General features: G+C 70.7%; 17 protein-coding genes. 2 read left to right on the top strand and 15 right to left on the bottom strand.

The features are described from left to right. Window positions 1–20: 20 nt before the first annotated feature. From MB828_RS00970 to tkt, 13 genes are all read right to left on the bottom strand, one after another. The gene (locus MB828_RS00970; RefSeq protein WP_301646503.1) at window positions 21–2,873 is read right to left on the bottom strand and encodes a glycoside hydrolase family 2 TIM barrel-domain containing protein; all 2,853 of its coding nucleotides are present in this window, start codon (window positions 2,871–2,873) and stop codon (window positions 21–23) included. A gap of 27 nt (window positions 2,874–2,900) precedes the next feature. After that, on the bottom strand, window positions 2,901–3,785 hold the full coding sequence (locus MB828_RS00965; protein WP_430381313.1) for a carbohydrate ABC transporter permease: 885 nt from the start codon (window positions 3,783–3,785) through the stop codon (window positions 2,901–2,903). After that, the gene (locus MB828_RS00960) at window positions 3,782–4,747 is read right to left on the bottom strand and encodes a carbohydrate ABC transporter permease (RefSeq protein ID WP_301646502.1); all 966 of its coding nucleotides are present in this window, start codon (window positions 4,745–4,747) and stop codon (window positions 3,782–3,784) included. Before MB828_RS00960 ends, MB828_RS00965 begins: the two co-directional genes overlap by 4 nt. Window positions 4,748–4,767: 20 nt before the next feature. Next, complete coding sequence (locus MB828_RS00955; protein WP_301646501.1) at window positions 4,768–6,033, bottom strand: ABC transporter substrate-binding protein; 1,266 nt, start codon at window positions 6,031–6,033, stop codon at window positions 4,768–4,770. Window positions 6,034–6,294: 261 nt separating this feature from the next. Next, window positions 6,295–8,133 (bottom strand): glycoside hydrolase, encoded by a 1,839-nt coding sequence (locus MB828_RS00950; RefSeq protein ID WP_301646500.1) that lies wholly within the window; start codon window positions 8,131–8,133, stop codon window positions 6,295–6,297. 19 nt (window positions 8,134–8,152) lie between these two features. Further along, window positions 8,153–9,397 (bottom strand): ROK family protein, encoded by a 1,245-nt coding sequence (locus MB828_RS00945; protein ID WP_301646499.1) that lies wholly within the window; start codon window positions 9,395–9,397, stop codon window positions 8,153–8,155. 239 nt (window positions 9,398–9,636) lie between these two features. Next, the gene (locus MB828_RS00940; RefSeq protein ID WP_301646498.1) at window positions 9,637–10,230 is read right to left on the bottom strand and encodes a histidine phosphatase family protein; all 594 of its coding nucleotides are present in this window, start codon (window positions 10,228–10,230) and stop codon (window positions 9,637–9,639) included. Between the two features lie 6 nt (window positions 10,231–10,236). Next, entirely contained in the window at window positions 10,237–11,115 is an 879-nt protein-coding gene (gnd, locus tag MB828_RS00935; RefSeq protein WP_301646682.1) for a phosphogluconate dehydrogenase (NAD(+)-dependent, decarboxylating), read from the bottom strand. A 14-nt stretch (window positions 11,116–11,129) separates the two neighbouring features. Beyond that, window positions 11,130–12,770 (bottom strand): glucose-6-phosphate isomerase, encoded by a 1,641-nt coding sequence (gene pgi / locus MB828_RS00930; RefSeq protein ID WP_301646497.1) that lies wholly within the window; start codon window positions 12,768–12,770, stop codon window positions 11,130–11,132. Next, window positions 12,763–13,698 carry a glucose-6-phosphate dehydrogenase assembly protein OpcA gene (opcA, locus tag MB828_RS00925; protein WP_301646496.1) on the bottom strand — a complete coding sequence of 312 codons (936 nt, stop codon included), beginning with the start codon at window positions 13,696–13,698 and terminating at the stop codon, window positions 12,763–12,765. The genes pgi and opcA overlap by 8 nt, the downstream gene beginning before the upstream one ends. After that, window positions 13,695–15,263 (bottom strand): glucose-6-phosphate dehydrogenase, encoded by a 1,569-nt coding sequence (gene zwf / locus MB828_RS00920; protein ID WP_301646495.1) that lies wholly within the window; start codon window positions 15,261–15,263, stop codon window positions 13,695–13,697. Before zwf ends, opcA begins: the two co-directional genes overlap by 4 nt. Continuing rightward, window positions 15,263–16,405: a transaldolase gene (gene tal, locus MB828_RS00915; protein WP_301646494.1), complete on the bottom strand. Its 1,143-nt coding sequence runs from the start codon at window positions 16,403–16,405 to the stop codon at window positions 15,263–15,265. The genes zwf and tal overlap by 1 nt, the downstream gene beginning before the upstream one ends. Window positions 16,406–16,437: 32 nt before the next feature. After that, complete coding sequence (gene tkt / locus MB828_RS00910; protein ID WP_301646493.1) at window positions 16,438–18,516, bottom strand: transketolase; 2,079 nt, start codon at window positions 18,514–18,516, stop codon at window positions 16,438–16,440. Between the two features lie 145 nt (window positions 18,517–18,661). Here tkt and MB828_RS00905 point away from each other — a divergent pair, with 145 nt between their 5' ends. After that, window positions 18,662–19,558 carry a helix-turn-helix transcriptional regulator gene (locus MB828_RS00905; RefSeq protein WP_133028480.1) on the top strand — a complete coding sequence of 299 codons (897 nt, stop codon included), beginning with the start codon at window positions 18,662–18,664 and terminating at the stop codon, window positions 19,556–19,558. Window positions 19,559–19,630: 72 nt separating this feature from the next. Here the strand turns inward: MB828_RS00905 and MB828_RS00900 are convergent, their stop codons facing one another. Further along, window positions 19,631–21,040 (bottom strand): glycoside hydrolase family 16 protein, encoded by a 1,410-nt coding sequence (locus MB828_RS00900; RefSeq protein WP_301646492.1) that lies wholly within the window; start codon window positions 21,038–21,040, stop codon window positions 19,631–19,633. 199 nt (window positions 21,041–21,239) lie between these two features. Then, window positions 21,240–22,487, bottom strand: a complete 1,248-nt coding sequence (locus MB828_RS00895; RefSeq protein ID WP_301646491.1) for a L,D-transpeptidase — start codon at window positions 22,485–22,487, stop codon at window positions 21,240–21,242. Window positions 22,488–22,756: 269 nt separating this feature from the next. On the opposite strand from MB828_RS00895, the gene MB828_RS00890 reads away from it, so the two are divergent. Then, the gene (locus MB828_RS00890; protein ID WP_301646490.1) at window positions 22,757–25,426 is read left to right on the top strand and encodes an FAD/NAD(P)-binding protein; all 2,670 of its coding nucleotides are present in this window, start codon (window positions 22,757–22,759) and stop codon (window positions 25,424–25,426) included. The last annotated feature ends 157 nt before the right edge of the window (window positions 25,427–25,583 follow it).

Below are 25,583 nucleotides of genomic sequence, written 5' to 3'. Positions count from 1 at the left end.
TCCGGGCGGGTGCCCGCGGATCAGCCGACGTCCGCGAACACGAACGTGAACTCGGCCGGTGCCGCATGGAGCTGGTACGGGGGCAGGACACCCGGGCCGCAGGACTGAGAGCCGATGCCGTGCTGGCCGTGGTCCAGGTTGACCCACACGGTGTCACCGGGGGTGAGGTCGGTGCGGTGGGCCGCCGCGTCCAGCTGCTCGGTCGTCCAGCGACGGGCCGTGAACCAGAACTCCGGGTCGCCGTCGATCCGCAGGCCGCCGAGCTCCGCCCAACGGACGTCCGCGCGGGCGCCGTTCTCCTGCGGCCGGACGTAGGGGGTCTGGAGGCCGTCCACCGTCGACTCCCAACGGCTCACCAGCGAGGCAGACCTGGTGTCCGGGTAGGCCTCCTCGGGTCCGCCGCCGAACCACCGCACCCGGTCCGCGGCCGGCAGCCCGAAGCGGATGCCGAGCCGGGGCAGCGGCACCGTCCAGTCACCGTCCGGGGTGACGCGGACGGTCAGCCGGAGACGGTCGCCGTCCGAGGTCCAGCGGTAGCCGGTGGTGAGCCCGAACTCCCAGGCGGCGGGCGCCACCCGGGTCCGCACGGTCAGCGCGTCGCCGTCCGTCTCCACGGCGTCCAGGCGGTGCCGCATGCGGTGCAGGCCGAACTTCCGCCACAGCTCGCCGTAGCGCAGGTCGCTCTGCCAGGCGGCACCGTCGTCGTTGTCGGTCGTCGCCCGCCACACGTCCAGGCGCAGCCCGGTCACGGCCACCGAGCCGACGCTCAGCAGCGCGCCGGTGCGCGCGTCGAAGGTGCCAGGACCGAGCGTGATCCGTCCGCCGCCGGTCACCGGGGCGGCGGTCGCGGCGACCGACGGCGACCGCCGTGCCGAGACCGGGATCTGACCCCAGGCGACGACATGCCCCGCGGGCCCCCAGGAGGTGTCGGCCGCCAGCAGCGCCCGGACCGTCCACCGCGTCTCGCCGCCGTCCGCCGCGGGCGGCTCGGGCAGCTTCGCCTCCGCCGACTCACCGGCCGCGAGCGCCGGCACGGCGAGGCTGCCCGACGCCACCGTCTCGCCGTCCACCTGGTACGACCACTCGAAGGCGAGCGCCGAAAGGTCGGCGAAGTCCTGCTTGTTGGTGACGCGGACGGTGGTCCCGTCACCGTCGATACGGACCGGCTCGATCACCTTCTTGTACTCGAGCAGGCCGGGGGAGGGCCGCCGGTCCGGGAAGACCAGGCCGTCGCAGACGAAGTTCCCGTCGTGCAGTTCCTCGCCGAAGTCACCGCCGTACGCGTAGCCGTACCGCTCGTCCTCGACGCCGTGGTCGATCCACTCCCAGATGAAACCGCCCTGGAGCCGGTCGTACGACTCGAAGATCCGCTGGTAGTCGGCGAGGCCGCCGGGCCCGTTGCCCATGGCGTGGCCGTACTCGCAGAGGATGAAGGGCAGTTGACGACGCCTGTGGGTGCCGCCGTCCAGTCCCCGGCCGATCCGCTCGACCTCCGCGTGGTCGGCGTACATCCGTGAGTACACGTCCGTGTCACGGCAGTCGATGTCACCCTCGTAGTGCACGAGACGGGACGCGTCGCGGCCGTGGATCCACTCGGCCATCGCGGTCAGACCCCGGCCGGTGCCCGCCTCGTTGCCCAGGGACCAGATCACCACCGACGGGTGGTTCTTGTCGCGCTCGACCATCCTGGCGGCCCGGTCCAGCAGGGCCGGGGTCCAGCGGTCGTCGTCCACGGGGTTGTCCCGCCAGGCCTGCTCGGTGAAGCCGTGGGTCTCCAGGTCGCACTCGTCGATCACCCACAGGCCGTACTCGTCGCACAGGTCGAGGAAGGCCGGGTGCGGCGGGTAGTGGGAGGTACGGACGGCGTTGAGGTTGTGCCGTTTCATCAGCAGCACGTCCGCACGCATGGTCTCCAGGTCGAGGGCGCGCCCGAGCCGCGGGTGCCACTCGTGCCGGTTGACGCCCTTGAAGAGGACCGCCTTCCCGTTGACCTTGATCAGACCGTCCGCCAGCTCCACCGTCCGGAAGCCGATCCGCAGCGGCACCCGTTCGCCCTCGGTGGCCAGCAGTCCGTCGTACAGCCGCGGGGTCTCGGCCGTCCACGGCTCGACCGGGACGGTCACGGACTCGCCGGTGGCGATGTCGATGCCGAGGTCCGGCACGGTGACCCGGCCGTCCACGTCGGAGTCGACGCGCAGCGTGCCGGTGCCGCCGACGTGGTCGTAGGAGGCGTGCACGAAGAAGTCGAGGGCACTGCCCGCCGGGCGGTGCAGCAGGGTGACGTCACGGAAGATGCCGGGCAGCCACCACTGGTCCTGGTCCTCCAGGTAGGAGCCGGCCGACCACTGGTGGACCCGGACCGCGAGGACGTTGCCGGCCGGCTCCAGCAGGTGGCCGACCGCGAACTCGTGCGGCAGCCGGGAGCCCTTGAACTCGCCGATGTCCGTGCCGTTCAGCCACACCCGGGCGCAGGACTCGACGCCGTCGAAGCGGAGGACCGCCCCGCCGTTGTCCAGGTCCCAGCCGTCCGGCAGGTCGAAGAAACGCAGGTGGTCACCGGTGGGGTTCTCGGTCGGCACCCGGGGCGGGTCGACCGGGAACGGGTAGAGGTGGTTCGTGTAGACCGGTGCGCCGTGTCCCTGGAGCACCCAGTGGCCCGGGACCGAGACCTCCGCCCAGCCGCCGGCGTCGTACCCCGGCTCGGCGAACGCGTCGTCCTCGGCGTCGGCCGTCGCCGACAGCCGGAAACGCCAGCTGCCGTTCAGCGAGAGCGACGCGGTGTCCGAGCGTGGGTACCAGGCCCGGGGCGGCAGGGCACCCGAGCCCGGGGAGACGTCCTCGACGTAGTCGGTGGCGGAGGTGCGGAAAGACATCGGTCTCCAGGTCGTGAGAGTGCGGTGTCAGCCCTTGATGCCGGTCTGCGCGATCCCCTGGACCAGCCAGCGCTGGAGGAAGAGGAAGACGAACACGAGGGGCAGGATGGAGATGGCGGTGGCCATGAAGATGGTGTGGAAGACGACCGTCTGGTTGGTCATGTACGACGAGAGCACGACCTGGACGGTCCACGCCCCGGGGTCCTGGCCGATGACCAGGGGCCACAGGAAGGCGTTCCAGGCGCCGATGAAGGTGATGGTGGCGATCGCCGCGAAGAAGTTCAGCGAGTTGGGTACGACGACCCGCCAGTACGAGCCCCAGTAGCCCAGCCCGTCCACCCGCGCCGCCTCCTCCAGCTCCTTCGGGAACCCCAGGAAGTACTGCCGGAACAGGAAGCAGGTGAAACCACTGAACAGGCCGGGGATGATCAGACCCCGGTAGGTGTCCACCCAGCCGAGCGAGGAGACCAGCACGAAGCTGGGCACGAAGGTCACCGAGGTCGGGACCATCAGGGTGCCCAGGACGAGGTAGAAGATCTTGTTGGCGTGCTTGTAGGGGATGCGGGCCAGGGCGTAGCCGGCCAGCGAGCACACCAGCAGGATGCCGACGGTCATGGAGACGGCCACGACCAGCGAGTTCCACATCGACCGGGCGAAGTCGACCTGCGGGTCGTCGAACAGCTCCTTGATGTTGCCCCACTCCAGGTGCGTGGGGAAGAACTGCCAGCTCGGCCCGGTGATGGCGGTGTCCGTGGTGAGGGCGTTGCGCAGCAGGATGTAGAACGGGACCAGGAAGAGGAAGGTGGCGACACCGGTGGCGATGTACAGGCCGGTGTTGCCCATCACCCCGCCGCGTCGGCGTCCGGCCTTCGTGGACGTGGTCTTGTTCATGTCGGGCGTGGTGGTGGTCACTTGGACTCCTCCCCCCTTCCGAAGCCCATGATCTTGCCCTGGAACAGGGTGACGACGATGATCAGCAGAGTCAGGATGACGGCGCCCGCGCTGCCCGCGCCGTAGTCCTGTGACGTGCCGAGGGCGGTGGCGTACAGCTCGACCAGCGGCGGCCGGCCCCAGGTGGTCTTGTCGAGCAGGTTGTAGAACTCGTCGAAGGCCTGGTAGGCGGCGATGAGCAGGAGCAGGACCACCGCGGTCGAGGTGGCCCGCAACTGCGGCAGGGTGATGTACCGGAAGGTCTGCCAGCCCCGCTTGGCGCCGTCGATGGCCGCGGCCTCGTACAGCTCGCCCGGGATGTTCTGCAGGGCCGCCAGGAACAGGATCATGTAGAAACCGGATTGCAGCCACAGCCGGAGCGTGACGATGACGAGCCAGTACCAGGGGGGACTGGGGGAGGCCAGCCAGGCGACGCTGTCGACCCCGAACCAGCCGAGGACCGTGTTCAGCAGGCCGAAGCGGACCCCGCTGAAGATGGACATCTTCCAGATCAGCGACGCGGCGACGTAGCTGCACGCGGTCGGCAGGAAGAACACCGACCGGAAGAACGCCCGCATGAACCGGATCCGGTTCACCAGCAGGGCGAGGCCGAGCGACACCGCCCAGGTGGTCGGCACGATGAACGCGGCGAACACGGTGAAGGTGCCGAGCGAGCCGACGAACTTGGGGTCCGTCAGCATGTACGTGTAGTTGTCGAAGCCGACGAACTTGTCCGGCGTGACGGTGAACCGTGCGTCGAAGAAGCTGAGGTAGAGGCTCCAGCCGATCGGCACGTAGACGAAGACGATCAGCCCGATCAGGAAGGGGCTGATGAAGAGCCAGAAGTTGAGGGTGCGGCTGCCCCGCAGGCCCCGCCGCGGCCTGGCCTGACTGGCCTTCGCCGGGGCGGGGTTCGCGAGGTCGCGTGTCGTGGTCGTCGACATGGGTCCGGTCCGTCCGAGACTTATCCGAAGAGCTTCTTCAGCTCGCGGTTGACAGTCGTGTCGCACTGGTCGAGCGCCTTCTCCGGGTCACCGGACTTGCGGACGCAGTTGGCGAGGACGTCCCACGACGCCTGGATCATGGCCTGGGTCCACCCGATGTTGTCGAAGTGCCCGAACTCGTTGAAGAGCTTCACGCCCTCCGCGGGGAGGCCGGACTTGAGCTTGGTGGCCGACGCGGCGATCGACGTGCGCGGCGGGATGTGGAAGCCGTACGACGTCGCGAAGTCCTCCTGGTCCTTCTTCTGGTCGATCCACAGCCACTTGACGTACTCCTTGGCCGCGTCGACGTGGTCGCCCTTGGCGTTGACGAACATCGACCAGCCGCCGTTGTAGACGGACTGCTTGCCGGAGTCGACGGTCTTCGGGAAGGGGAAGATCCCGATGTCGTCGCCGAGCGCCTTCTGGAACTGCGGCATCGCCCACATTCCGCAGAACTGGATGGCACACAGGCCCTGGTTGAGCGCGGACGGGTCCCAGTAGTCGGTCGGGGCACCGAGGAGCAGGTCGCCGCTGGTGAACAGCTTGCGCATCTTCTTCAGGCCCTCGACGACGCCGGGCGTGTGGTAGGCGATCTGGTTCTTGTCGTCCAGGGTGTCGGCTCCCGCGGACCAGATCAGCGGGCTGATGATCGCGTGCAGGTCGTTGCCGAGGTACAGGCCCTTCATCTTGCTGGTGGTGAGCTTGGCCGAGATCTCGATCAGCTCGTCGAGGGTCTCCGGGACCTTCACGCCGGCCTTCTCGAAGAGCGAGGGCCGGTAGAAGAAGAACTGCGGGTCGTCGATCATCCGGACGCCGTAGATCTTGCCGTCGACCGTGTGCGACTTGATGTCGGCCGGGTTGAAGTCGTCCTTGACCGGGTTGATGATGTCGCTCAGGTCGGCGACCTGACCGCTCCTGACCATCTGGATCTGCGGGTGGAACTCGAACACGTCGGGGGCGGACTTGGTGAGCAGCGTGGCGAAGAGCTTGCTCTCGTAGTCGGAGCTGGTGATCCACTGCGTCGTCACGTCGGCGGACTTGTAGGCGGTGGGGTACCGCTTGACCGCCTGCTCGACGCCCGCCTCGCCGTAGGCGTGGAACATCTGGGTGAGGTGGGTGCCCGACCCGCTGCCGCCGCCCCGGCCGTTGTTGCCGCCGCACGCGGCCAGCGTGCCGGCGGCGGCCATGCCCGCGGCCGCCCGGAAGAGGGACCGGCGGGACCAGTTGTTGTTGCTCTGTGCCGACATGCTGACGTCCTTGTCTGTCGAGTGCGGCTGTGGTGCTACGGCCGTGCGGGGCCCTGAACACCTCGCGGGTCAGATGGCTTGAATTGCGTTGCGGAGCGGGACGTTAACCTTCGGCTAACACTTCGGCAAGAGGTTGGACGAAGTCTGCGCGAAACGTTGTACCCGGTTCGGGATGACGAACGGAAGGGAAAGCAGGGGGAGTTGAGGGCCGCCGGGAAACGGGGAGGCCGGCGGCCCTCGGGTCGGGTGGGACGGGGTTCGCTACCGCCTGGTCCAGGCCTCGTTGGCGCCGCTGTTGCAGCTGTAGAGGATCACCTTGCTGCCGTCGGCGGTGGCCTGCCCGCTCACGTCCAGGCACTTGCCGGACGCCTCGCTGAGGATCTGGCCGTCGGCGTTCAGCAGCCAGCGCTGGCTCGCGTCACCGGTCGGTTCGGCGGCGGCGGTCAGGGCCGAACCGGCGGCCGTCAGATAGCCGTTCGCGCCCTTCAGGGTGCCGTCCTCGGCGTACGACCAGGACTGGCCGTCGGCGCCCGTGCAGGTGGCGAGGGCGGCCCCGGCCGCGTCGGCGGTGAGGCACTTGCCGGACTGCCTGCCCACCAGCGCGCCGGTGACGGCCGAACCGCCGTGGCCCTTCTGGTCGAAGACGTACGTCGTGATCGAACGGGCGGCGAGGGTCGCGGAGACCGTGCCCGCGCTCACCGCCGGCTTCGCGACGTCCGCCCAGTCCTCGGTGGCCGAGGTCCGCACCGCCTGCCGGGCCCGCGCCGGCGCCTTGCTGTTGAAGTGCAGACTCAGCGGGGTGTCCGTGGCGTTGTGGTTGTTGACCACGACCACCCACTTGCCGTTCCGGTCGTAGGACGACACCTCGACCCCGTCCGGCGCTCCGGTCACGTTGTGCGCGACCGAGCCCGGCCGGACGAACTTGCTGTACTGGCCGAGCGCGTAGTACCGCTTGGTGAAGTACAGCGTCTGGTTGCCGTCGGCCGCGTAGTCGGGGTCGTAGTAGATCAGGCCGTCGTTCCAGCCGACGTCGTTCTTCTCCGTGGGGGAGGTGCCGTAGCCGCTGGCCAGGGCCACCCACCATTGGAAGGCGGAGTCGTGGGCGCTCGCGAAGTCCTTGTAGACGATCCGGGACAGCAGCAGGGCGTTGTCGATGCCGGGGTCGTACTCCTGGTTCCAGCCGGTCGAGCCCTTGCCGAAGCAGCAGATCTCCGAGGCCCAGGACTTCTGGCCGACCGTCCTCGACGTCTCGTAGACGTTGCCGAGCTGGCCGTCGCTCGGGTTGTTGTACGTGTGGTGCGCGAGCGCCGACACGTACTGCGCGGTGTCCGGCTGCGAGATCCACTGCGGGAGTTCGGAGACGAACTGGGTGGTCTGGCTGGACTCGTCCGCGATGACCGACGTCTTCTGGTGCCGGGCCCGCTGCTCGGCGCCGAGCGCCCGTACGATGTCGTCGCGCTGGTCGACGGTGACCTTCATGCCCTCCTGGCCGCACGAACCGAAGTCGTTGTCCGGCTCGTTGAAGGGGCTGATGTAGTCCAGCCGGACGCCCTGCCGGGCGAAGTGGTCGGTGACGTCGGCGACGTACCTCGCGTAGTCGCCCTCGTGCTCCGTCTTCAGCAGGCCCCCGCAGCTCTGCCCGTTGGTGGTCCACCGGGCCGGCGCGCTGTTGACGAAGCCGATCAGGTCCTTCACACCGTACTTGGCGGCGTACCGCAGGAACGTCCGGCCGCCCTTGTCCCTGCTCCAGTCGTAGGAGCCGTCGGCGTTCAGGAAGTCCTCGGCGGCCCGGGCCGGGGTGGTGACCGCCACCCCGCCGCCGCCGATGTTGTAGCGGTACGCGGACAGGGCCAGGCCCTGCTGGGAGAACAGCAGCTTCGCCACCCTGGCCTGGACCTTGGGGTCGAAGTGCTGGAGGTCGTCGACCCACCAGGCGCCCGAGGCGCCGATGTCGTCGATGGTCTGGGCCGCGTGCGGCGAGACCTCGGCGGCCGCCGCGGCGATGTCGGCGGCGTTCGCGGGCGGGGCGCTGAGCAGGGCGCCGGTCACGGCCAGTGCGGCCGCGGCCGTGGCGAGAACCGGTCTGTCGGTGCGGATCAAAACGGCATCCCTTCCGTCGTCATACGGGCGGTGCGGTACGGCTCCTCACGGGGGTGGTGCGTCTGGGGCTCCGTTGTCCCACCGCCTGCAGGGCGCCCTCCAGTGCGAAGGTGGCGGCGCCCAGGCACACCGGGTCGGTGGGAATGGGGGAGAGGACGATCTCGGTGGCGGCGAACGGCCGCCGCAGCGCGTGCCGCCGGACGGCCTCGCGCACTTCGTCCAGCAGTGGAGCACCGAGTTTCCTGGCGACCCAGCTGCTCAGCACGACCACTTCGGGGTTGTACAGGTTCACCAGGTCCGCGATGCCCGCACCCAGGTAACGGGCGGTGTCCCGGACCACCTTGACGGCCACCGGGTCGTCGGCGGCGACGGCGCGGGTCAGCGCGTCGATGGTCGCGGTCTGGTCCTCGGGGTGCAACAGCGCGCTGCGCGGGCTGAGTTCGCGCAGGTTGAGCATGATGCCGGGGGCGCCGACGTAGGTCTCGACGCAGCCGTGGTTGCCGCAGTGGCACAGCCGGCCGTCCAGCACCAGCGTCGTGTGGCCCCACTCCCCGGCGCTGTTGCTCACCCCCCGGTACAGCCCGCCGGCCAGCACGAGCCCGGCGCCCACCCCGGTCCCCAGGTTCACCACCACGGCGTCCTCGCGGCCGCGCGCGGCCCCGAACCACAGCTCGGCCACCGCGCTCGCCCGCAGCGGGTTGTCCAGGTACAGCGGGTAGGCGATGTGTTCGGAGAGCAGGGCGAGCAACGGCACATCGTGCCAGTCCCAGTTGGGCGCGTACTCGGCGATCCCGGTGTCCCGGTCGACCTGCCCGGGCACGCTCACCCCGACCCCGAGCACCCGCGCGCCCTCGACGCCCGCCTGGGCGACCACCGAGCCGACGGCCGTGGCCACGTGACCGACCGCCTGCTCGGGCCGGTGCTCACCGGGGCGCATGTCCTCCTCGGCCCGGGCCAGCACGTTCAGTCCCAGGTCGAACAGCTCCACCCGGACGTAGGTCTCCGCCATGTCGACGCCGATGAGCGCGCCGCCGGCCGCGTTGACGGCCACCAGCCCGCGGGGGCGGCCGCCGGCGGAGTCCTCGAAGCCGACCTCCGTGATCATCCGCAGGTCGAGCAGCTCCCCGACGAGCGTGGCGACCGTGGCCACGCTCAGCCCGGTGGCGGCGGCCAGCGTCTGCCGGGAGGTGGGGGACCGGGCGATGATCTGGCGCAGCACCTCGTAGCGGTTCGCGGTGCGGATGTCACGCGATGTGCGCTTCACGCGGCTGCCCCTCCCATCCCGTCACGACCGGGCCGGGGCGTACGACGGCACCGGCGCGGCGCAAGGCTATGGGCTTCGCGAGACTTTCGACAAGGGGTTAGGAAAGGGGCCGTAGAAACTCGGCAGACAGCCACTCGGCACGACGCCCCGCTTGGCCGGAGCCCAACGCGTCGAAACGGCCGGAGCCCAACACGTCGAAACGGCCCGCCGGTTGTCGCCGGCGGGCCGTCAGGACAGGGTCAGGGTGTCTTGTTCCACTCCGCGATCACGGGCCAGCCGTGCTCCATGGACAGCCTGCTGACCGTCCCGGTCGCCAGCTGGAACAACCGGCCCTCGGCGGGCGGCAGCCCCAGCCGCCGGGCCGTGAGCACGCGCAGGAAGTGGGCGTGTGCCACCAGGACCACGTCGCCGTGGCCGTCGGCGAGCGCCCTTTCCACCTTGGCGAGCACCCGGTCGGCGCGAGCCCCGATCTGCTCCGGCGACTCCCCGGGGTGCCCGTCAGGACCGGGCGGGACGCCGTCGGTCCACAGGTACCAGTCGGGGCGGGAACGGTGGATCTCCACCGTGGTGATGCCCTCGTAGCCGCCGTAGTCCCACTCGTGCAGGTCGGGATCGGCTACGACCCCGGTGAGGCCCGCCAGTTCGGCCGTGCGTATCGCGCGGTCCAACGGGCTGGCCAGGGTCAGTGCGTAGGTCCGGCCGGCGAGCAGCGGGGCGAGGGACTTGGCCTGTTCCTCGCCGTGCTGGGTGAGGGGCAGGTCGGTCCAGCTGGTGTGCCGGCCCGACAGGCTCCACTCCGTCTCGCCGTGGCGGACCAGAAGGAGGTCCCCCACGGCGCACTACTCCTTGGACTCGACGGCGTGACCGCCGAACTGGTTGCGCAGCGCCGCGACCATCTTCATCTGCGGGGAGTCGTCCTGCCGCGAGGCGAACCGGGCGAACAGGGAGGCGGTGATCGCGGGCAGCGGCACCGCGTTGTCGATGGCGGCCTCCACGGTCCACCGGCCCTCGCCGGAGTCCTGCGCGAAGCCCTTCAGCTTGTCCAGGTGCTCGTCGTCGTCCAGCGCGTTGACCGCGAGGTCGAGCAGCCAGGAACGGATGACCGTGCCCTCCTGCCAGGAGCGGAAGACCTCACGGACGTTGTCCACCGACTTGACCTTCTCCAGGAGCTCCCAGCCCTCGGCGTAGGCCTGCATCATGGCGTACTCGATGCCGTTGTGGACCATCTTGGAGAAGTGCCCGGCGCCCACCCGGCCGGCGTGGACGTAGCCGTACGGGCCCTCCGGCTTGAGCGCCTCGAAGATCGGCTCCAACCGCTCGACGTGCTGCTTGTCGCCGCCGACCATCAGGGCGTAGCCGTTCTGCAGACCCCACACCCCGCCGGAGACACCGGCGTCCACGAAGCCGATGCCCTTGATGCCGAGTTCGGCGGCGTGCTTCTCGTCGTCCGTCCAGCGGGAGTTGCCGCCGTCGACCACCGTGTCGCCCTCGGACAGCAGGTCCTTGAGCTCGTCCACGACGGACTGGGTGGCGGTGCCGGCCGGGACCATCACCCACACCGTGCGCGGCGCGTCGAGCTTCTCGACCAGTTCCGCCAGGGACTTCACGTCGGAGACTTCGGGGTTGCGGTCGTAGCCGATGACGGTGTGGCCGGCGCGGCGGATCCGCTCGCGCATGTTGCCGCCCATCTTGCCGAGACCGATCAGACCCAGCTGCATGGCTGTCATGTCCTTCACTTCCTGAGGGTGCGGTACGTCGAGACGAGGGCGGTGGTGGACGGGTCGAGGCCGGGGACGGCAGCGCCCTCGGTCAGGGCGGGTTCGATGCGCTTGGCGAGCACCTTGCCCAGCTCGACGCCCCACTGGTCGAAGGAGTCGATGTTCCAGACGGCGCCCTGCACGAACACCTTGTGCTCGTAGAGGGCGATCAGCTGGCCGAGGACGGAGGGGGTCAGCTCGCGGGCCAGGATCGTCGTGGTGGGGTGGTTCCCCCGGAAGGTGCGGTGCGGGACCTGCTCCTCGGCGACGCCCTCGGCGCGGACCTCGTCGGCGGTCTTGCCGAAGGCCAGTGCCTGGGTCTGGGCGAAGAAGTTGGCCATCAACAGGTCGTGCTGTGCCTTGAGTTCGCCGCTGAGCTCGGCGACCGGCTCGGCGAAGCCGATGAAGTCCGCCGGGATCAGCTTCGTGCCCTGGTGGATCAACTGGTAGTAGGCGTGCTGGCCGTTGGTGCCGGGCGTGCCCCACACCACGGGACCCGTCTGCCACTTCACCGGCCGGCCCTCCCGGTCCACCGACTTGCCGTTGGACTCCATGTCCAGCTGCTGGAGGTAGGCGGTGAACTTGGAGAGGTAGTGCGAGTACGGGAGCACGGCGTGCGACTGGGCGTCGAAGAAGTTGCCGTACCAGATGCCCAGCAGGCCCAGCAGCAGCGGCGCGTTGGCCTCGGCGGGCGCGGTGCGGAAGTGCTCGTCGACCAGGTGGAAGCCGTCCAGCATCTCGCGGAAGCGGTCCGGGCCGATGGCGATCATCAGGGAGAGGCCGATGGCGGAGTCGTAGCTGTAGCGGCCGCCGACCCAGTCCCAGAACTCGAACATGTTGTCCGGGTCGATGCCGAACTCCGTCACCTTGCCGGCGTTCGTGGACAGCGCCACGAAGTGCCTGGCGACCGCCTTCTCGTCGCCTCCAAGGCCGTCGAGCAGCCAGGTCCGCGCGGAGGTCGCGTTGGTGATCGTCTCGATCGTGGTGAACGTCTTCGAGGCGACGATGAACAGGGTCTCCGCCGGGTCGAGGTCGCGGGTGGCCTCGTGCAGGTCGGCGCCGTCGACGTTGGAGACGAAACGGACCGTCAGCTCGCGGTCCGTGAAGGCGCGCAGGGCCTCGTAGGCCATCGCGGGGCCGAGGTCGGAGCCGCCGATGCCGATGTTGACGACGTTGCGGATGCGCTTGCCGGTGTGGCCGGTCCAGGCACCCGAGCGGACCCGGTCGGCGAAGTCGGCCATCTTGTCGAGGACGGCGTGCACCTGCGGCACCACGTTCTCGCCGTCGACCTCGACCACCGCGTCGCGCGGGGCGCGCAGGGCGGTGTGCAGCACCGCGCGGTTCTCGGTGACGTTGATCTTCTCGCCGCGGAACATGGCGTCCCGCAGCCCGAACACGTCGGTCGCGGTGGCGAGTTCCTGGAGCAGGGCGAGGGTCTCGTCCGTGATCAGGTGCTTGCTGTAGTCGATGTACAGGTCGCCGACCCGTACCACGTACCGCTCCGCGCGCCCCGGGTCGGCCGCGAACAGCTCACGCAGGACCGGCTGTCCCTCGCCGCGGTGGTCCTCCAGGGCGGCCCACTCGGGCCGCCGGGTGAGTTCGGGGGTGTCAGGCATGGGAGACGGTCTCCTTGGTGCCCTCGCCGCGCAGGGCGATGGCGTACATCTCGTCGGCGTCGAGGCGGCGCAGCTCCTCGGCGATCAGTTCGGAGGTGGGGCGGACCTTGAGGGCCAGGGTGCGCGGCGGCTGGCCCGGCAGGGTCAGGCTGGCGAGGGGACCCTCGGGGCGGTCGATGACGATCTCGCCGGTCGCGGTGGCGAGGCGGACGGCCGTGACCACCGGGCCCGCGGAGACCACACGGTCCACCTTGACCTTCAGGCGGGCCTCCAGCCAGCGGGCGAGGAGTTCGGCGCTCGGGTTGTCGGCCTCGGCCTCGACGGCCGCCCCGGTCACGGTGGCCCGGGCCTGGTCGAGGGCGGCGGCCAGCATGGAACGCCACAGGGTGAGCCGGGTCCAGGCGAGGTCGGTGTCGCCGGGCGCGTAGTTGCGGGCCCGGCTGTCCAGGACCTGCATCGGCCGCTCGACCGCGTACAGGTCGGTGATCCGGCGCTGGGCGAGCGCCCCCAGCGGGTCCTTGGAGGGGGTCTCCGGGGCCTCCACCGGCCACCACACCACCACGGGCGCGTCCGGCAGCAGCAGCGGCAGCACCACCGAGTCGGCGTGGTCGGAGACCTCGCCGTAGGTGCGCAGCACGACCGTCTCGCCGGTGCCGGCCTCGGAGCCGACCCGGACCTCCGCGTCCAGGCGGGAGCTGGTGCGGTCGCGCAGGGTGCGGGCGTGCCGCTTGATGACGACCAGGGTGCGCGAGGGGTGCTCGTGCGAGGCCTCCTCGGCCGCCTTGATCGAGTCGTAGGCGTTCTCCTCGTCCGTGACGATCACCATCGTCAGGACCATGCCCACCGCAGGGGTTCCGATGGCGCGGCGACCCTGCACCAGCGCCTTGTTGATCTTGCTTGCCGTGGTGTCGGTCAGGTCGATCTTCATGGCCTGCGCCAGCTCCGTCCGTCTCGTGCGAGCATCTCGTCGGCTTCCTTCGGTCCCCAGCTGCCCGACTCGTACTGCGCGGGCTTGCCATGCTTCGCCCAGTACGTCTCGATCGGGTCGAGGATCTTCCAGGACTCTTCCACTTCCTGGTGACGGGGGAACAAATTGGCGTCGCCGAGCAGCACGTCCAGGATGAGCCGCTCGTACGCCTCCGGGCTGGACTCCGTGAAGGACTCGCCGTACGCGAAGTCCATCGACACGTCCCGGATCTCCATCGAGGTGCCCGGCACCTTGGAGCCGAACCGGACGGTCATGCCCTCGTCGGGCTGGACCCGGATGACGATCGCGTTCTCGCCCAGTTCCTCGGTGGCCGTGGAGTCGAAGGGGGAGTGCGGGGCCCGCTTGAAGACCACCGCGATCTCGGTGACCCGGCGGCCCAGGCGCTTGCCGGTGCGCAGGTAGAAGGGGACACCCGCCCACCGGCGGTTGTCGATGCCCAGCTTGACGGCCGCGAAGGTGTCGGTCTTCGACGAGGGGTCGATACCGTCCTCCTGGAGGTAGCCGATCACCTTCTCGCCGCCCTGCCAGCCCTCGGCGTACTGGCCGCGCACGGTGTGCCGGCCCAGTTCCTCCGGCAGCCGCACCGACTTCAGGACCTTGAGCTTCTCGGTGAGCAGCGCGTCCGCGTCGAACGCGATCGGCTCCTCCATGGCGGTCAGCGCCATCAGCTGGAGCAGGTGGTTCTGGATGACGTCACGGGCCGAGCCGATGCCGTCGTAGTACCCCGCCCGGCCGCCGATGCCGATGTCCTCGGCCATCGTGATCTGCACGTGGTCGACGTACGACCGGTTCCAGATCGGCTCGTACATCTGGTTGGCGAAGCGCAGCGCCAGGATGTTCTGGACGGTCTCCTTGCCCAGGTAGTGGTCGATCCGGAACACCTGGTCCGGGTCGAACACGTCGTGCACGACCGTGTTCAGGTCCTGCGCCGACTTCAGGTCGTGGCCGAACGGCTTCTCGATGACCGCGCGCCGCCACGAACCCTCGGGCGGGGTGGCGAGACCGACCTTCTTCAGCTGCCGTACGACCTTCGGGAAGAACTTCGGCGGCACGGAGAGGTAGAACGCGAAGTTGCCGCCGGTGCCCCGGGACCGGTCCAGCTCGTCGACGGCCGCCTTGAGCTGCTTGAACGCGGTGTCGTCGTCGAAGTCGCCGGGAATGAACCGCATGCCCTCGGCGAGCTGCTGCCAGACCTCCTCGCGGAACGGGGTCCGGGAGTGCTCGCGCACCGCGTCGTGGACGACCTGGGCGAAGTCCTGGTCCTCCCAGTCCCGGCGGGCGAAGCCGACGAGCGAGAAGCCCGGCGGCAGCAGTCCGCGGTTGGCCAGGTCGTAGACGGCCGGCATCAGCTTCTTGCGGGACAGGTCACCGGTCACCCCGAAGATGACCAGGCCCGACGGGCCCGCCACCCTCGGCAGCCGCCGGTCACGCGCGTCGCGCAACGGGTTGTCCCAGTCGGCGGCGGGCGCCACCGGCACCCGCACCTCCTTGGCGGTCTCGCTCATTACGCATCGACTCCCTTGCTGTCCAAGGACTTCGTGACGGCGTCCAGCAGCTCCTGCCAGGCCGCCTCGAACTTGGCGACGCCCTCGTCCTCCAGCTTGCCCACGACCTCGTCGTAGGAGATACCGAGCTTCTCGACGGCCGCCAGGTCGGCGCGGGCCTGCGCGTAACCGCCGGTCACCGTGTCGCCGTGGATGTCGCCGTGGTCGGCGGTGGCGTTCAGGGTGCCCTCGGGCATGGTGTTGACGGTGCCGGGAGCGACCAGCTCGTCGACGTAGAGGGTGTCCTTGTAGGCCGGGTCCTTCACACCGGTGGAGGCCCACAGCGGGCGCTGCCTGTTGGCCTTCGCGCCGGCCAGCGCGGTCCAGCGGTCGCCGCCGAAGACCTCCTCGTACGCCTCGTACGCCAGCCGGGCGTTCGCCAGCGCGGCCCTCCCCTTCAGGGCCAGCGCCTCGTCCGTGCCGAGGACGGTCAGCCGCTTGTCGATCTCGGAGTCGACGCGGGAGACGAAGAAGGAGGCCACGGAGTGGATGGCGGCGAGGTCCAGGCCCTTGGCGGCGGCCTGCTCCAGACCGGCCAGGTAGGCGGCCATGACCTCGCGGTAGCGATCCAGGGAGAAGATCAGCGTGACGTTGACGCTGATGCCCTGGGCGATGACCGCGGTGATCGCGGGCAGCCCCGCCTTCGTCGCCGGGATCTTGATCATCACGTTGGGGCGGTCGACCAGCCAGGCCAGCTGCCGGGCCTCGGCGACCGTGGCCGCCGTGTCGTGGGCGAGGCGCGGGTCGACCTCGATGGAGACCCGGCCGTCCCGGCCGCCGGTCGCGTCGTACACCGGGCGCAGCACGTCGGCGGCGGCCCGCACGTCCTGGGTGGTCATCATCCGCACGGCCTCGTCGACCGTGACGCCCCGTACGGCGAGGTCGGCGAGCTGCTCCTCGTAGCCCTCACCGGAGCCGATGGCGGCCTGGAAGATCGACGGGTTGGTGGTGACGCCCACGACGTTCCTCGTGGCGACCAGCTCGGCGAGGTTGCCGGTGCTGATCCGCTTGCGCGACAGGTCGTCCAGCCAGATCGAGACGCCCTCGTCGGAGAGGCGCTTGAGTGCTCCCGCGGTGGCGGTTGCTTCGGTCACAGTGATCATCTTCCTCTACTGAACTGTTCTTGGCTGGTCGATCAGGCGGTGCGGGCGGCGGCCAGGGACTCGCGGGCCGCGGCCGCCACGTTCTCGGGGGTGAAGCCGAACTCGGCGAACAGGGTCCCGGCGTCGGCGGAGGCACCGAAGTGCTCGAGCGAGACGATCCGCCCCGCGTCGCCGACGAACCGGTACCAGGTCAGGCCGATCCCGGCCTCGACGGCGACCCGCGCGCGCACGGCCGGCGGCAGCACGCTGTCGCGGTACTCGCGGGACTGCTCCTCGAACCACTCCACGGACGGCATCGACACCACGCGGGTGCCGGTCCCCTCGGCCTCCAGGAGGTCGCGGGCCGCGACGGCCAGGTGCACCTCGGAACCGGTGGCGATCAGGACCACCTCCGGGGTCTCGGTCGACGACTCGCGCAGCACATAGCCGCCCTTGGCCGCGTCCGGGTTCGGCGCGTACGTCGGCACGCCCTGGCGGGTCAGCGCGAGCCCGTGCGGGGCCGGGTGCGTGGCGTGCCTCTTCAGGATCTCGGCCCAGGCCGTCGCGGTCTCGTTGGCGTCGGCCGGGCGGACGACGTTCAGGCCCGGGATGGCGCGCAGCGCGGCCAGGTGCTCGACCGGCTGGTGGGTCGGACCGTCCTCGCCGAGCCCGATGGAGTCGTGCGTCCAGACGTAGGTCACCGGGAGCTGCATCAGCGCCGACATGCGGACCGCGTTGCGCATGTAGTCGGAGAACACCAGGAAGGTGCCCCCGTAGATCCGGGTGTTGCCGTGCAGGGCGATGCCGTTCATCTCGGCGGCCATCGAGAACTCGCGGATGCCGAAGTGGACGGTTCGGCCGTACGGGTTCGCCTCGGGCAGCGGGTTGCCCTCGGGCAGGAAGGAGGAGGTCTTGTCGATGGTGGTGTTGTTGGAGCCCGCGAGGTCGGCCGAACCGCCCCACAGCTCGGGCAGCACCGCGCCGAGCGCCTGGAGGACCTTGCCGGAGGCGGCCCGGGTGGCGACCGCCTTGCCCTCCTCGAAGACGGGCAGCTCGGACTCCCAGCCCTCGGGGAGCTGACCGGCCACGACGCGGTCGAAGAGCGCGGCCTGCTCCGGCCGCGCGGTGCGCCACTCGGCGATCCGCTTGTCCCAGGCCGCGTGCGCCTCGGCACCCCGGTCCAGGGCCCGGCGGGCGTGGGCCAGCACCTCGGCGTCGACCTGGAAGGACTGCTCCGGGTCGAACCCGAGCAGGCGCTTGGTGGCGGCGATCTCCTCGGCGCCGAGCGCGGAGCCGTGGGAGGCCTCCGTGTTCCGCGCGTTCGGGGCGGGCCAGGCGATGATCGTGCGCATCGCGATGATGGACGGCCGGCCGGTCTCGGCCTGCGCCGCCTTCAGGGCGGTGTACAGGGCCCGCGGGTCGACGTCGCCCTCCGCGGTGGGCTCGACGCGCTGGGTGTGCCAGCCGTAGGCCTCGTACCGCTTCAGCACGTCCTCGGAGAAGGCGGTCGCGGTGTCGCCCTCGATGGAGATGTGGTTGTCGTCGTAGACGAAGACGAGGTTGCCGAGCCTCTGGTGGCCGGCCAGCGAGGAGGCCTCGGCGGAGACGCCCTCCTCCAGGTCGCCGTCGGAGACGATCGCCCAGATCGTGTGGTCGAAGGGGGAGGCGCCCTCGGGTGCCTCCGGGTCGAAGAGGCCGCGCTCGTAGCGGGCGGCCATCGCCATGCCCACGGCGTTGGCGACGCCCTGGCCGAGCGGTCCGGTGGTGGTCTCGACGCCCGCGGTGTGTCCGTACTCGGGGTGACCGGGGGTCTTCGACCCGTGCGTGCGGAACGCCTTGAGGTCGTCCAGCTCCAGCTCGTACCCGGCGAGGAACAGCTGGGTGTAGAGCGTCAGCGAGGTGTGGCCGGGGGAGAGCACGAAGCGGTCGCGGCCGGTCCACTCCGGATCGGCCGGGTCATGGCGCATCACCTTCTGAAAGATCGTGTACGCGGCCGGGGCCAGGCTCATCGCGGTGCCGGGGTGTCCGTTGCCGACCTGCTGCACGGCGTCGGCCGCGAGGAGGCGGGCGGTGTCCACGGCACGCCGGTCCAGGTCGGTCCACTCGAACCCGTCTGCTGTCTGCGTGCTCATCTTCAAGAAGTCCTCGTTCGAAGCGTTCTGGCTGGCCTGACGCGTTCAAAAGTAAAAGTCTGACTTTTGGGAAGGAAGGTCGGGGTGTGTCAGCCTGTGGTGAAAGTGGGACACGGATCTTCGACAGGGACGGCACGAGAAGGACATGGCGGACAGAACGCCCGGCGCGGCAGGCGACGGTGACGGAATCAGAACCTTCCCCTTCCCGGTGGATCTGAGCGTCGGCGGTGTCGGCATACAGGTCGGCCCGATGGGGACCGAGCGCCTGTGGCACGCGGATGCCCCGCTGGAGCGCGTTCACCGCATCGAGTTCCACGTGGTCATGCTCTTCACCGAGGGCCCCGTCCGACACATGATCGACTTCGCCGAGTACGAGGCCCGGGCCGGCGACCTGCTCTGGATCCGCCCCGGACAGGTGCACCGCTTCTCGCGGACCTGCGAGTACCGCGGAACCGTGCTGACCATGCAGCCCGGTTTCCTGCCGAGGGCGACCGTGGAGGCGACCGGCCTCTACCGGTACGACCTGCCGCCCCTGCTGCGCCCCGACGCACCCCGGCTCGCCGCGCTCCAGGCGTCGCTGGCCAACCTGCGACGCGAGTACGAGGACACCGAGACCCTCCCCCTGAGCCTGCACACCTCGGTGCTGCGGCACTCCCTCACCGCGCTGCTGCTGCGCCTCGCCCATCTCGCGGCCAGCTCGGCGGAGGCGGCCCGCCGCCAGTCCGACACGACGTTCACTCTTTTCAGGGACGCGGTGGAGAGGGACTTCGCCGCCAACCACAGCGTCAGCGCCTATGCCGACGCGCTCGGTTACTCCCGCCGCACCCTGGTCCGCGCGGTCCGCGCCGCGACCGGGGAGACCCCGAAGGGCTTCATCGACAAGCGGGTCGTGCTGGAGGCCAAACGCCTCCTCGCCCACACGGACCTTCCGATCGGCCGGGTCGGCGCGGCCGTCGGCTTCCCGGACGCCGCGAACTTCTCCAAGTTCTTCCAGCTGCACACCGGTCAGACGCCGGTGGCCTTCCGGACGGAACTGCGCTGACACGAAGGCGGCGCCGGGGAGGTCCCGGCGCCGCCGTGTGCCCGACGTACGGGTCAGTGCCCGACGTACGGGTCAGTGCCCGAAGTCGAACCAGTTCAGATTGACGAAGTCCGCCGACTGGCCGCTGCTGAAGGTCAGATACACGTCGTGCGTCCCGGTCACCGCGCTGATGTTCGCCGGGACCGTCGTCCAGGTCTGCCAGCCCCCGGTGCCGGCCACCGCGAAGCTGCCGACGGGGGAGTTCGAGGGACTGTCCAGCCGGACCTGGACCAGGCCGCTCACCCCGGCCGCCGCGCCGCTCGCCACCCGGGCGTAGAACTGGGTGGCCGCGGTGGAGCCGAAGTTGACGCCCTTGTACAGCGCCCAGTCGCCGTTGGCGATGTAGCCGAGGTCCTGGCCACCGCCGGTGTCGGTGGTGGTCTCGGCGGTGACGCCGGACTGGCTGTCGTACGACTCGGCCTGGATCGGGCTGTACGCGTCACGGTTGCCGGTGGGCGGGGTGGTGGTACCGCTCCCACTGGCCGACAGCACCTGGACGTAGTCCACGACCATCGGGTGGCCGGACTCGGTGGCGCTGGTGGGTCCGCCGCCGAACGCGTCCGGGAAGCCGCCGCCCATCGCCACGTTGAGGATGACGAAGAAGCCGTGGTTGGTGGCGTTCGCCCAGGTCGTGGCGTCGACCTGACTGGCCGTCACCGTCTGGTAGTTGACGCCGTCCACGGAGAAGCGGATGGCCTCGGGGCTCACCGAGCGGTCCCACTCCATGGTGTAGGTGTGGAAGCCGGACTGACAGGTGGTGCCGGGGCAGGCGGTCGAATTGCCCAGGCCCGTCGTCTCGTTGCAGGGGCCGCCCGGGTTGGTGCCGCAGTGCATGGTCGCCCAGACCTTGTTCAGGCCCTGCACGTTCTCCATGATGTCCAGCTCGCCGACGCTCGGCCAGTTCTGGTAGTTGCCCCGGTAGGGGGCGCCCAGCATCCAGAACGCCGGCCAGTAGCCGTAGGCGGCGGTCCCGGTGACGTTCGGCATCTGGATCCGCGCCTCGACGCGCAGCTTGCCGCCGGCCGGGGGCTGGAAGTCGGTACGAGTGGTCTCGATCCGGCCCGAGGTCCAGTTCCCGGACGAGTCCCGGACGGGGGTGATCTTCAGGTTGCCGCTGCCGTCGAGGGCGACGTTGGTGGTGGACGAGGTCATCGTCTCGACCTCGCCGGTGCCCCAGTTGGCGGCCCCGCCGGGATACGAGGTCCCGGTGTCGTACTGCCAGTTGGAGGTGTTGACCTCGGTCCCGGCGGTGCCGTTGAAGTCGTCGAGGAAGACCTGGCTCCAGCCGGACGGCACGCTGGGCGCCGAGGCGCTGGCGGGGAGGGTGCCGGCGGTGGCGGCCGTGACCGCCAGGCCTACGGTGGCCAGGGCGGCGAGCAGGGCGCGGCGGACCGAGCGGCGCCGTCTGTGGTCCGCGGGAGGTATACCGGAGGTTTCGCTCATGGGGGTGCCTCTCGGGTACGGAGGGGGGTGCGCGGGTGGGTCTCCGAGAGCGCCGTCATGATCTGAGAGCGCTCTCAAAGTGGGCCCAATGTGCTCTCCGTGCCTGCGGCCGTCAAGAGTTAAAACAAAGAATCACCCTGTTTCTCAACGGAGTTCACGCTTTGAAGCCGGCCGCTCGCTGGACCGCGCCGGCCGTTCGCTAGACGGCGCTGCCCGCCTTCCAGTCCGCCCAGGAGAGGTTCCAGCCGTTGAGGCCGTTGGACGCCTCGACGGTCTTCTCGCCGGAGTTCTTGACGATCACCACGTCGCCGAGCATCGAGCTCTCGTAGAACTTGTAGCCCGCGACCGAGGAGTCGTTCGCGCCCTTGGCGTCGTGCAGGCCGACACAGCCGTGGCTGGTGTTCTGGCTGCCGAAGACCGACGTGGACGCCCAGTAGTTGCCGTGCACGAAGGTGCCGGACGTGGTCAGGCGCTGGGCGTGCGGGACGTCGGAGATGTCGTACTCGTCGCCGAGGCCGACCGTGGAGGACTCCATCCGGGTCTGCTTGAACCGCTCGCTGATGACCATGATCCCGGACCAGGTGGTGTGCTGGGCGTTGCCGCCGGAGACCGGGTAGGTGGCGTGGGTGGCGCCGTCCCGCTTCACCACCATCTTCTTGGTGGCCAGGTCGACCGTGCTGATCTGCTCCCGGCCGATGTGGAAGGTCACGTCCTTCGACTGCACCCCGTAGACGCCGTCCGAGCTCTCCACGTCCTTCAGTCGCAGGCTTAGCGTGATCTTCGTGCCGGACGCCCAGTACGTCTCGGGGCGGAAGTCGAGCCGGGTGTCGCTGAACCAGTGCCCGACCACCTCCACCGCCGGCTCGGCGGTCACGGTGATCGCCTTCTGCACAGCCGCCCGGTCCGTCACCGCGTGCGTGAAGTTGATCGACACCGGCATGCCGACCCCGGACGTCGAGTTCGCCTCGGGCGTGAAGTAGCCGACGAACGTCTCGCCGGGGGACTTCGTGGTGAAGGTCGCCACCGTCTCGTCGGCCGCCCCCTTCGCCTTCGCGGTCACCGTGTACTTGGTGCCGGAGTACGGGTTCCTCGACGACGTCCACTTCGTCCGCGCGTCGTCGAAGGTGCCCGCCAGCGTCGAGCCGTCGTTGCCCGTGACCGTCACGGAGGCCAGCGTGCCGTCGGTCACCGTGACCGAGACGGGGCTGGTGAAGTCGGCCTTCGTGGTGCCCGAGACCGGTGCGACCGTGATCGTGGCCTTCTTCGTCGCGGACTTCACCGAGGCCGTGGCACCCTTGCCGGGCGCGCCGGCCGAGGCGTCCGCCGACGAACTGCATCCGGCCAGAGCCGCGCCCGCGGGCACCGCGCCCAGCGCGGCGAGGATCCCGCGCCGGGACCACTTCCCCGACTGCCGTCCGGACCCGTTCGATATGTGCTGGACGCCCACGACACGCCTTCCTGACTTGTCCACCTGTGCCAGGGCATCCTGCGCTCGTTGTATGGGTGGCGCCTTTGAATCACGGGGGTGGTCCCTGAGATTCCGATGAGGGCGAGTCGGCCGGAACCCGGGTTGTCCCCGGCGGCGTTCGTGAACAGAGTATGAACGCCCGACCGGCGGCCTGAGTTTCCGGTGAGTTCCCCCCTCCCGGGATGGCTTCCCCACCTACCCGATCGGAACAGTAGAGAAGCAGTTCGCCGACCCGCCGGAGGTATTCCGTGACCGACGTCCGCAAGCGGCAGAGCGTGGCCATCGTGGGAGCGGGAGCGGCGGGCACCCTCACCGCCGTCCAGCTCTGCGAGACCGCACACCGCCGCCGGACTCCGCTGGACCTCGTCCTCGTCGACCCGGCCCCGGAGGCGGGCCGGGGCGCGGCCTACGCCACCCGCGACCCCCGGCACCGCCTCAACGTGCCCGCCGGGAACATGAGCGCCTATCCGGACGACCCCGGCCACTTCGTCCGCTGGCTCTGCCGGCACGGCGAACCCGCCGTCACCGGCGCCGACTTCGCCACCCGCTACCGCTACGGCGCCTACCTCGCCGACACCCTCGGCCAGGCCATGGTCCGCGCCCACGGCACGGTCGCGGTACGCCGGCTGCGCACCCGGGCGGAAAGCTGTACCGGCACCCCCGACGGCCGGGTGGAACTCCGCCTCGCCACCGGGGGACCCCTGACGGCGGACGGCGCGGTCCTGGCCACCGGCCCCGCCGGTACCACCGCAGGATGGGCGCCGCCCGCCCTGCGCACCTCGCCCCGCTTCGTCGCCGCCCCGTGGACCCCGGGCGCCCTGGACCCCGTACGGGACAGCCCGGAGGACATCCTGCTGGTCGGCACCGGCCTGACCGCGGTCGACCTCGCCCTCACCCTCGACCGTCCCGGCCGCACCCTGCACGCCCTGTCCCGCAGCGGACTGCTGCCCCAGCCGCACGCCCTCGGCCCGGCCGGAGCGATGCCCGCACCGGACCACCTCGACGACACCTCGCTGGGCCGGCTGCGCCGCGCGGTCTGGCGCCATGTGAGCCGTTCCGTGCGCACCCACGGCGACTGGCGTCCCGCCCTGGACAGCCTCCGCCCGCACACCGCCCGGCTGTGGCGCAGCCTCACCCCCGAGGAGCGCGAGGAGTTCCTGGCCCGTGAGGGTGCCCTGTGGAACACCCACCGGCACCGGATGGCCCCCGCCACCGCCGAACACGTCTCCCGCGCCCGCACCGCCCGCCGCCTGCACGTCCACACCGGCACGGTCACCCGCGTGACCGCGACCGAAACCGGCACGCTCGCGGTCGAACTGTCCAACGGCCATGTGCTGCACGTCGGTTGGGTCGTCGACTGCACCGGACCCGGCCGCCGCCTCGACGACCCGCTGTGGCAGCGGCTGTTCGGCTCCGGTACGGCCGTCCCCGGCCCGCTCGGCATGGGCGCGGCCACCCGGGACGGCCGGCTCCTCGACGCCCGCGGCCGGACCGGGCTGCCCCTGTTCACGCTCGGGGCGCCGCGCCGGGGCGAGCTGTGGGAGACCACCGCGATCCCCGAGATCCGGGTCCAGGCGGCCGAGCTGGCGCAGCGGATCCTGCCGCCCGAGCCGGTGCGCCGGCGGCCCGGACGGCGTCCCCTGGACGGCAACGGACAGCCCCTGTCGACCCGTGCCGAGGCGGCCGCCGCCTACCGCGGCGGTCTCGACCGGGTCCTCAAGGTGCGCGCCGGCGCCGAGGAGGCGTTCGCCCGCGCGGTCGCCCTGGACCCCGGGTTCGCCCTCGGCCACGCGGCCCTGGCCCTGCTCGGCCACGAGTGCGCCGCCGCCGTCGACGTGCCCCGCGCCCTCGCCGACGCCCAGCGCGCGGCCCGCGAACGCGCCGACGAACGCGAGCGGTCCTTCGTGGCCGTGGTGACACGCCGGGTGACCGGTGACGACGGGGACCAGGCCCTCGTACGGCACCTGCGGGAGCATCCGGGGGACGCTCTGGCGCTCGCCGCAGCCGTGCCCACCATCGCGTTCTCCGGGGTGAGCGACCTCCAGGACGCCGACGCCCTGCGGCTGCTCGAACTGACCTCGCCCGCCTACGACGGACACTGGTTCCACACCTCGCTGCTGGCCTTCCTGCGCCAGGAGCAGGGCCGGCTGCACGAGGCGGGGGAGCTGGCGCACCGCGCGCTGGCCGCCGAGCCGGCCTCCGGGCACGCGGTGCACGCCCTCGCCCACGTCCACTACGAGTCCGGGGCGCACGAGGCGGGCCGGGACTGGCTCGACGGCTGGGTGTCCGGGCGCGGCCGGGGCGCGGTGCACCGGGCGCACTTCTCCTGGCACATCGCCCTGCACGAACTCGCCCTCGACGATCCGGGTGCCGTGCGCCGCCGCTGGTTCACCCAGCTGGCGCCGGGCCGGGTACGCGGGGTGCGGGCGCTGGTGGACTCCGGGTCGCTGCTGTGGCGGGCCCGGCTCAGCGACAGCTGGGACGGCGACCTGCCGACGGCGGACGTGCTCGACTCGGTGGCCCGTGAGGTGCTGGAGCGGCCCGCCACCGCGTTCACCGCCCTGCACGTCGCCGTCGCCCTCACGGCCGCCGGGGACCTGCCCGCGCTGCACCGGCTCCGGGACCACGCGGCCGGCGCCGATCCGGTGCAGCGGGAGGTGATCGCACCGCTGTGCGAGGCGTTCGCGGCACTGGTCGAGGAGCGGTTCCACGAGGCGGCCCGGGGGCTCGACGCCCTGCTGCCGGTGCTGGCCAGGGTGGGCGGCAGCGCGGCCCAGCGAGAGGTGGTCGAGGAGACGCTGCTGTATGCGCTCGTCGCGGACGGCCGCTGCGACGCGGCCCGGCGCCTGCTGGACGCCCGCCTGGACCGCAAACCGGCACCCCGCGACCGACGCCTGCGAGCGGCCCTGCTCCCCTGACACGGAACACCGGCCCGGCCGGTCCCGCGGTTCACCCGGTCCGGCGGCTCGTCCGTCCGGCGGCTTGGCCTGCGCGGTGGTGCGGCCTGTCCGGCGGCCCGTCCGTCCGGCGGCTTGGCCTGCGCGGTGGTGCGGCTTGTCCGGCGGCCCGTCCGTC

The sequence above is a fragment of the Streptomyces arenae genome (assembly GCF_022343545.1).
Taxonomy (GTDB): domain Bacteria; phylum Actinomycetota; class Actinomycetes; order Streptomycetales; family Streptomycetaceae; genus Streptomyces; species Streptomyces humi.
The sequence above is the reverse complement of the archived record's forward strand: the minus strand, read 5'-3'. Positions and strand labels throughout refer to the sequence as shown.

Bases quoted from the DNA above. Each gene is read 5' to 3' on its own strand.
- MB828_RS00900 (WP_301646492.1), bottom strand. From the start codon at position 21,040: ATGAGCGAAACCTCCGGTATACCTCCCGCGGACCACAGACGGCGCCGC.
- tal (WP_301646494.1), bottom strand. From the start codon at position 16,405: ATGATCACTGTGACCGAAGCAACCGCCACCGCGGGAGCACTCAAGCGC.
- zwf (WP_301646495.1), bottom strand. From the start codon at position 15,263: ATGAGCGAGACCGCCAAGGAGGTGCGGGTGCCGGTGGCGCCCGCCGCC.
- MB828_RS00960 (WP_301646502.1), bottom strand. From the start codon at position 4,747: ATGTCGACGACCACGACACGCGACCTCGCGAACCCCGCCCCGGCGAAG.
- MB828_RS00905 (WP_133028480.1), top strand. From the start codon at position 18,662: ATGGCGGACAGAACGCCCGGCGCGGCAGGCGACGGTGACGGAATCAGA.
- gnd (WP_301646682.1), bottom strand. From the start codon at position 11,115: ATGCAGCTGGGTCTGATCGGTCTCGGCAAGATGGGCGGCAACATGCGC.
- MB828_RS00970 (WP_301646503.1), bottom strand. From the start codon at position 2,873: ATGTCTTTCCGCACCTCCGCCACCGACTACGTCGAGGACGTCTCCCCG.
- opcA (WP_301646496.1), bottom strand. From the start codon at position 13,698: ATGAAGATCGACCTGACCGACACCACGGCAAGCAAGATCAACAAGGCG.
- tkt (WP_301646493.1), bottom strand. From the start codon at position 18,516: ATGAGCACGCAGACAGCAGACGGGTTCGAGTGGACCGACCTGGACCGG.
- MB828_RS00955 (WP_301646501.1), bottom strand. From the start codon at position 6,033: ATGTCGGCACAGAGCAACAACAACTGGTCCCGCCGGTCCCTCTTCCGG.
- pgi (WP_301646497.1), bottom strand. From the start codon at position 12,770: ATGCCTGACACCCCCGAACTCACCCGGCGGCCCGAGTGGGCCGCCCTG.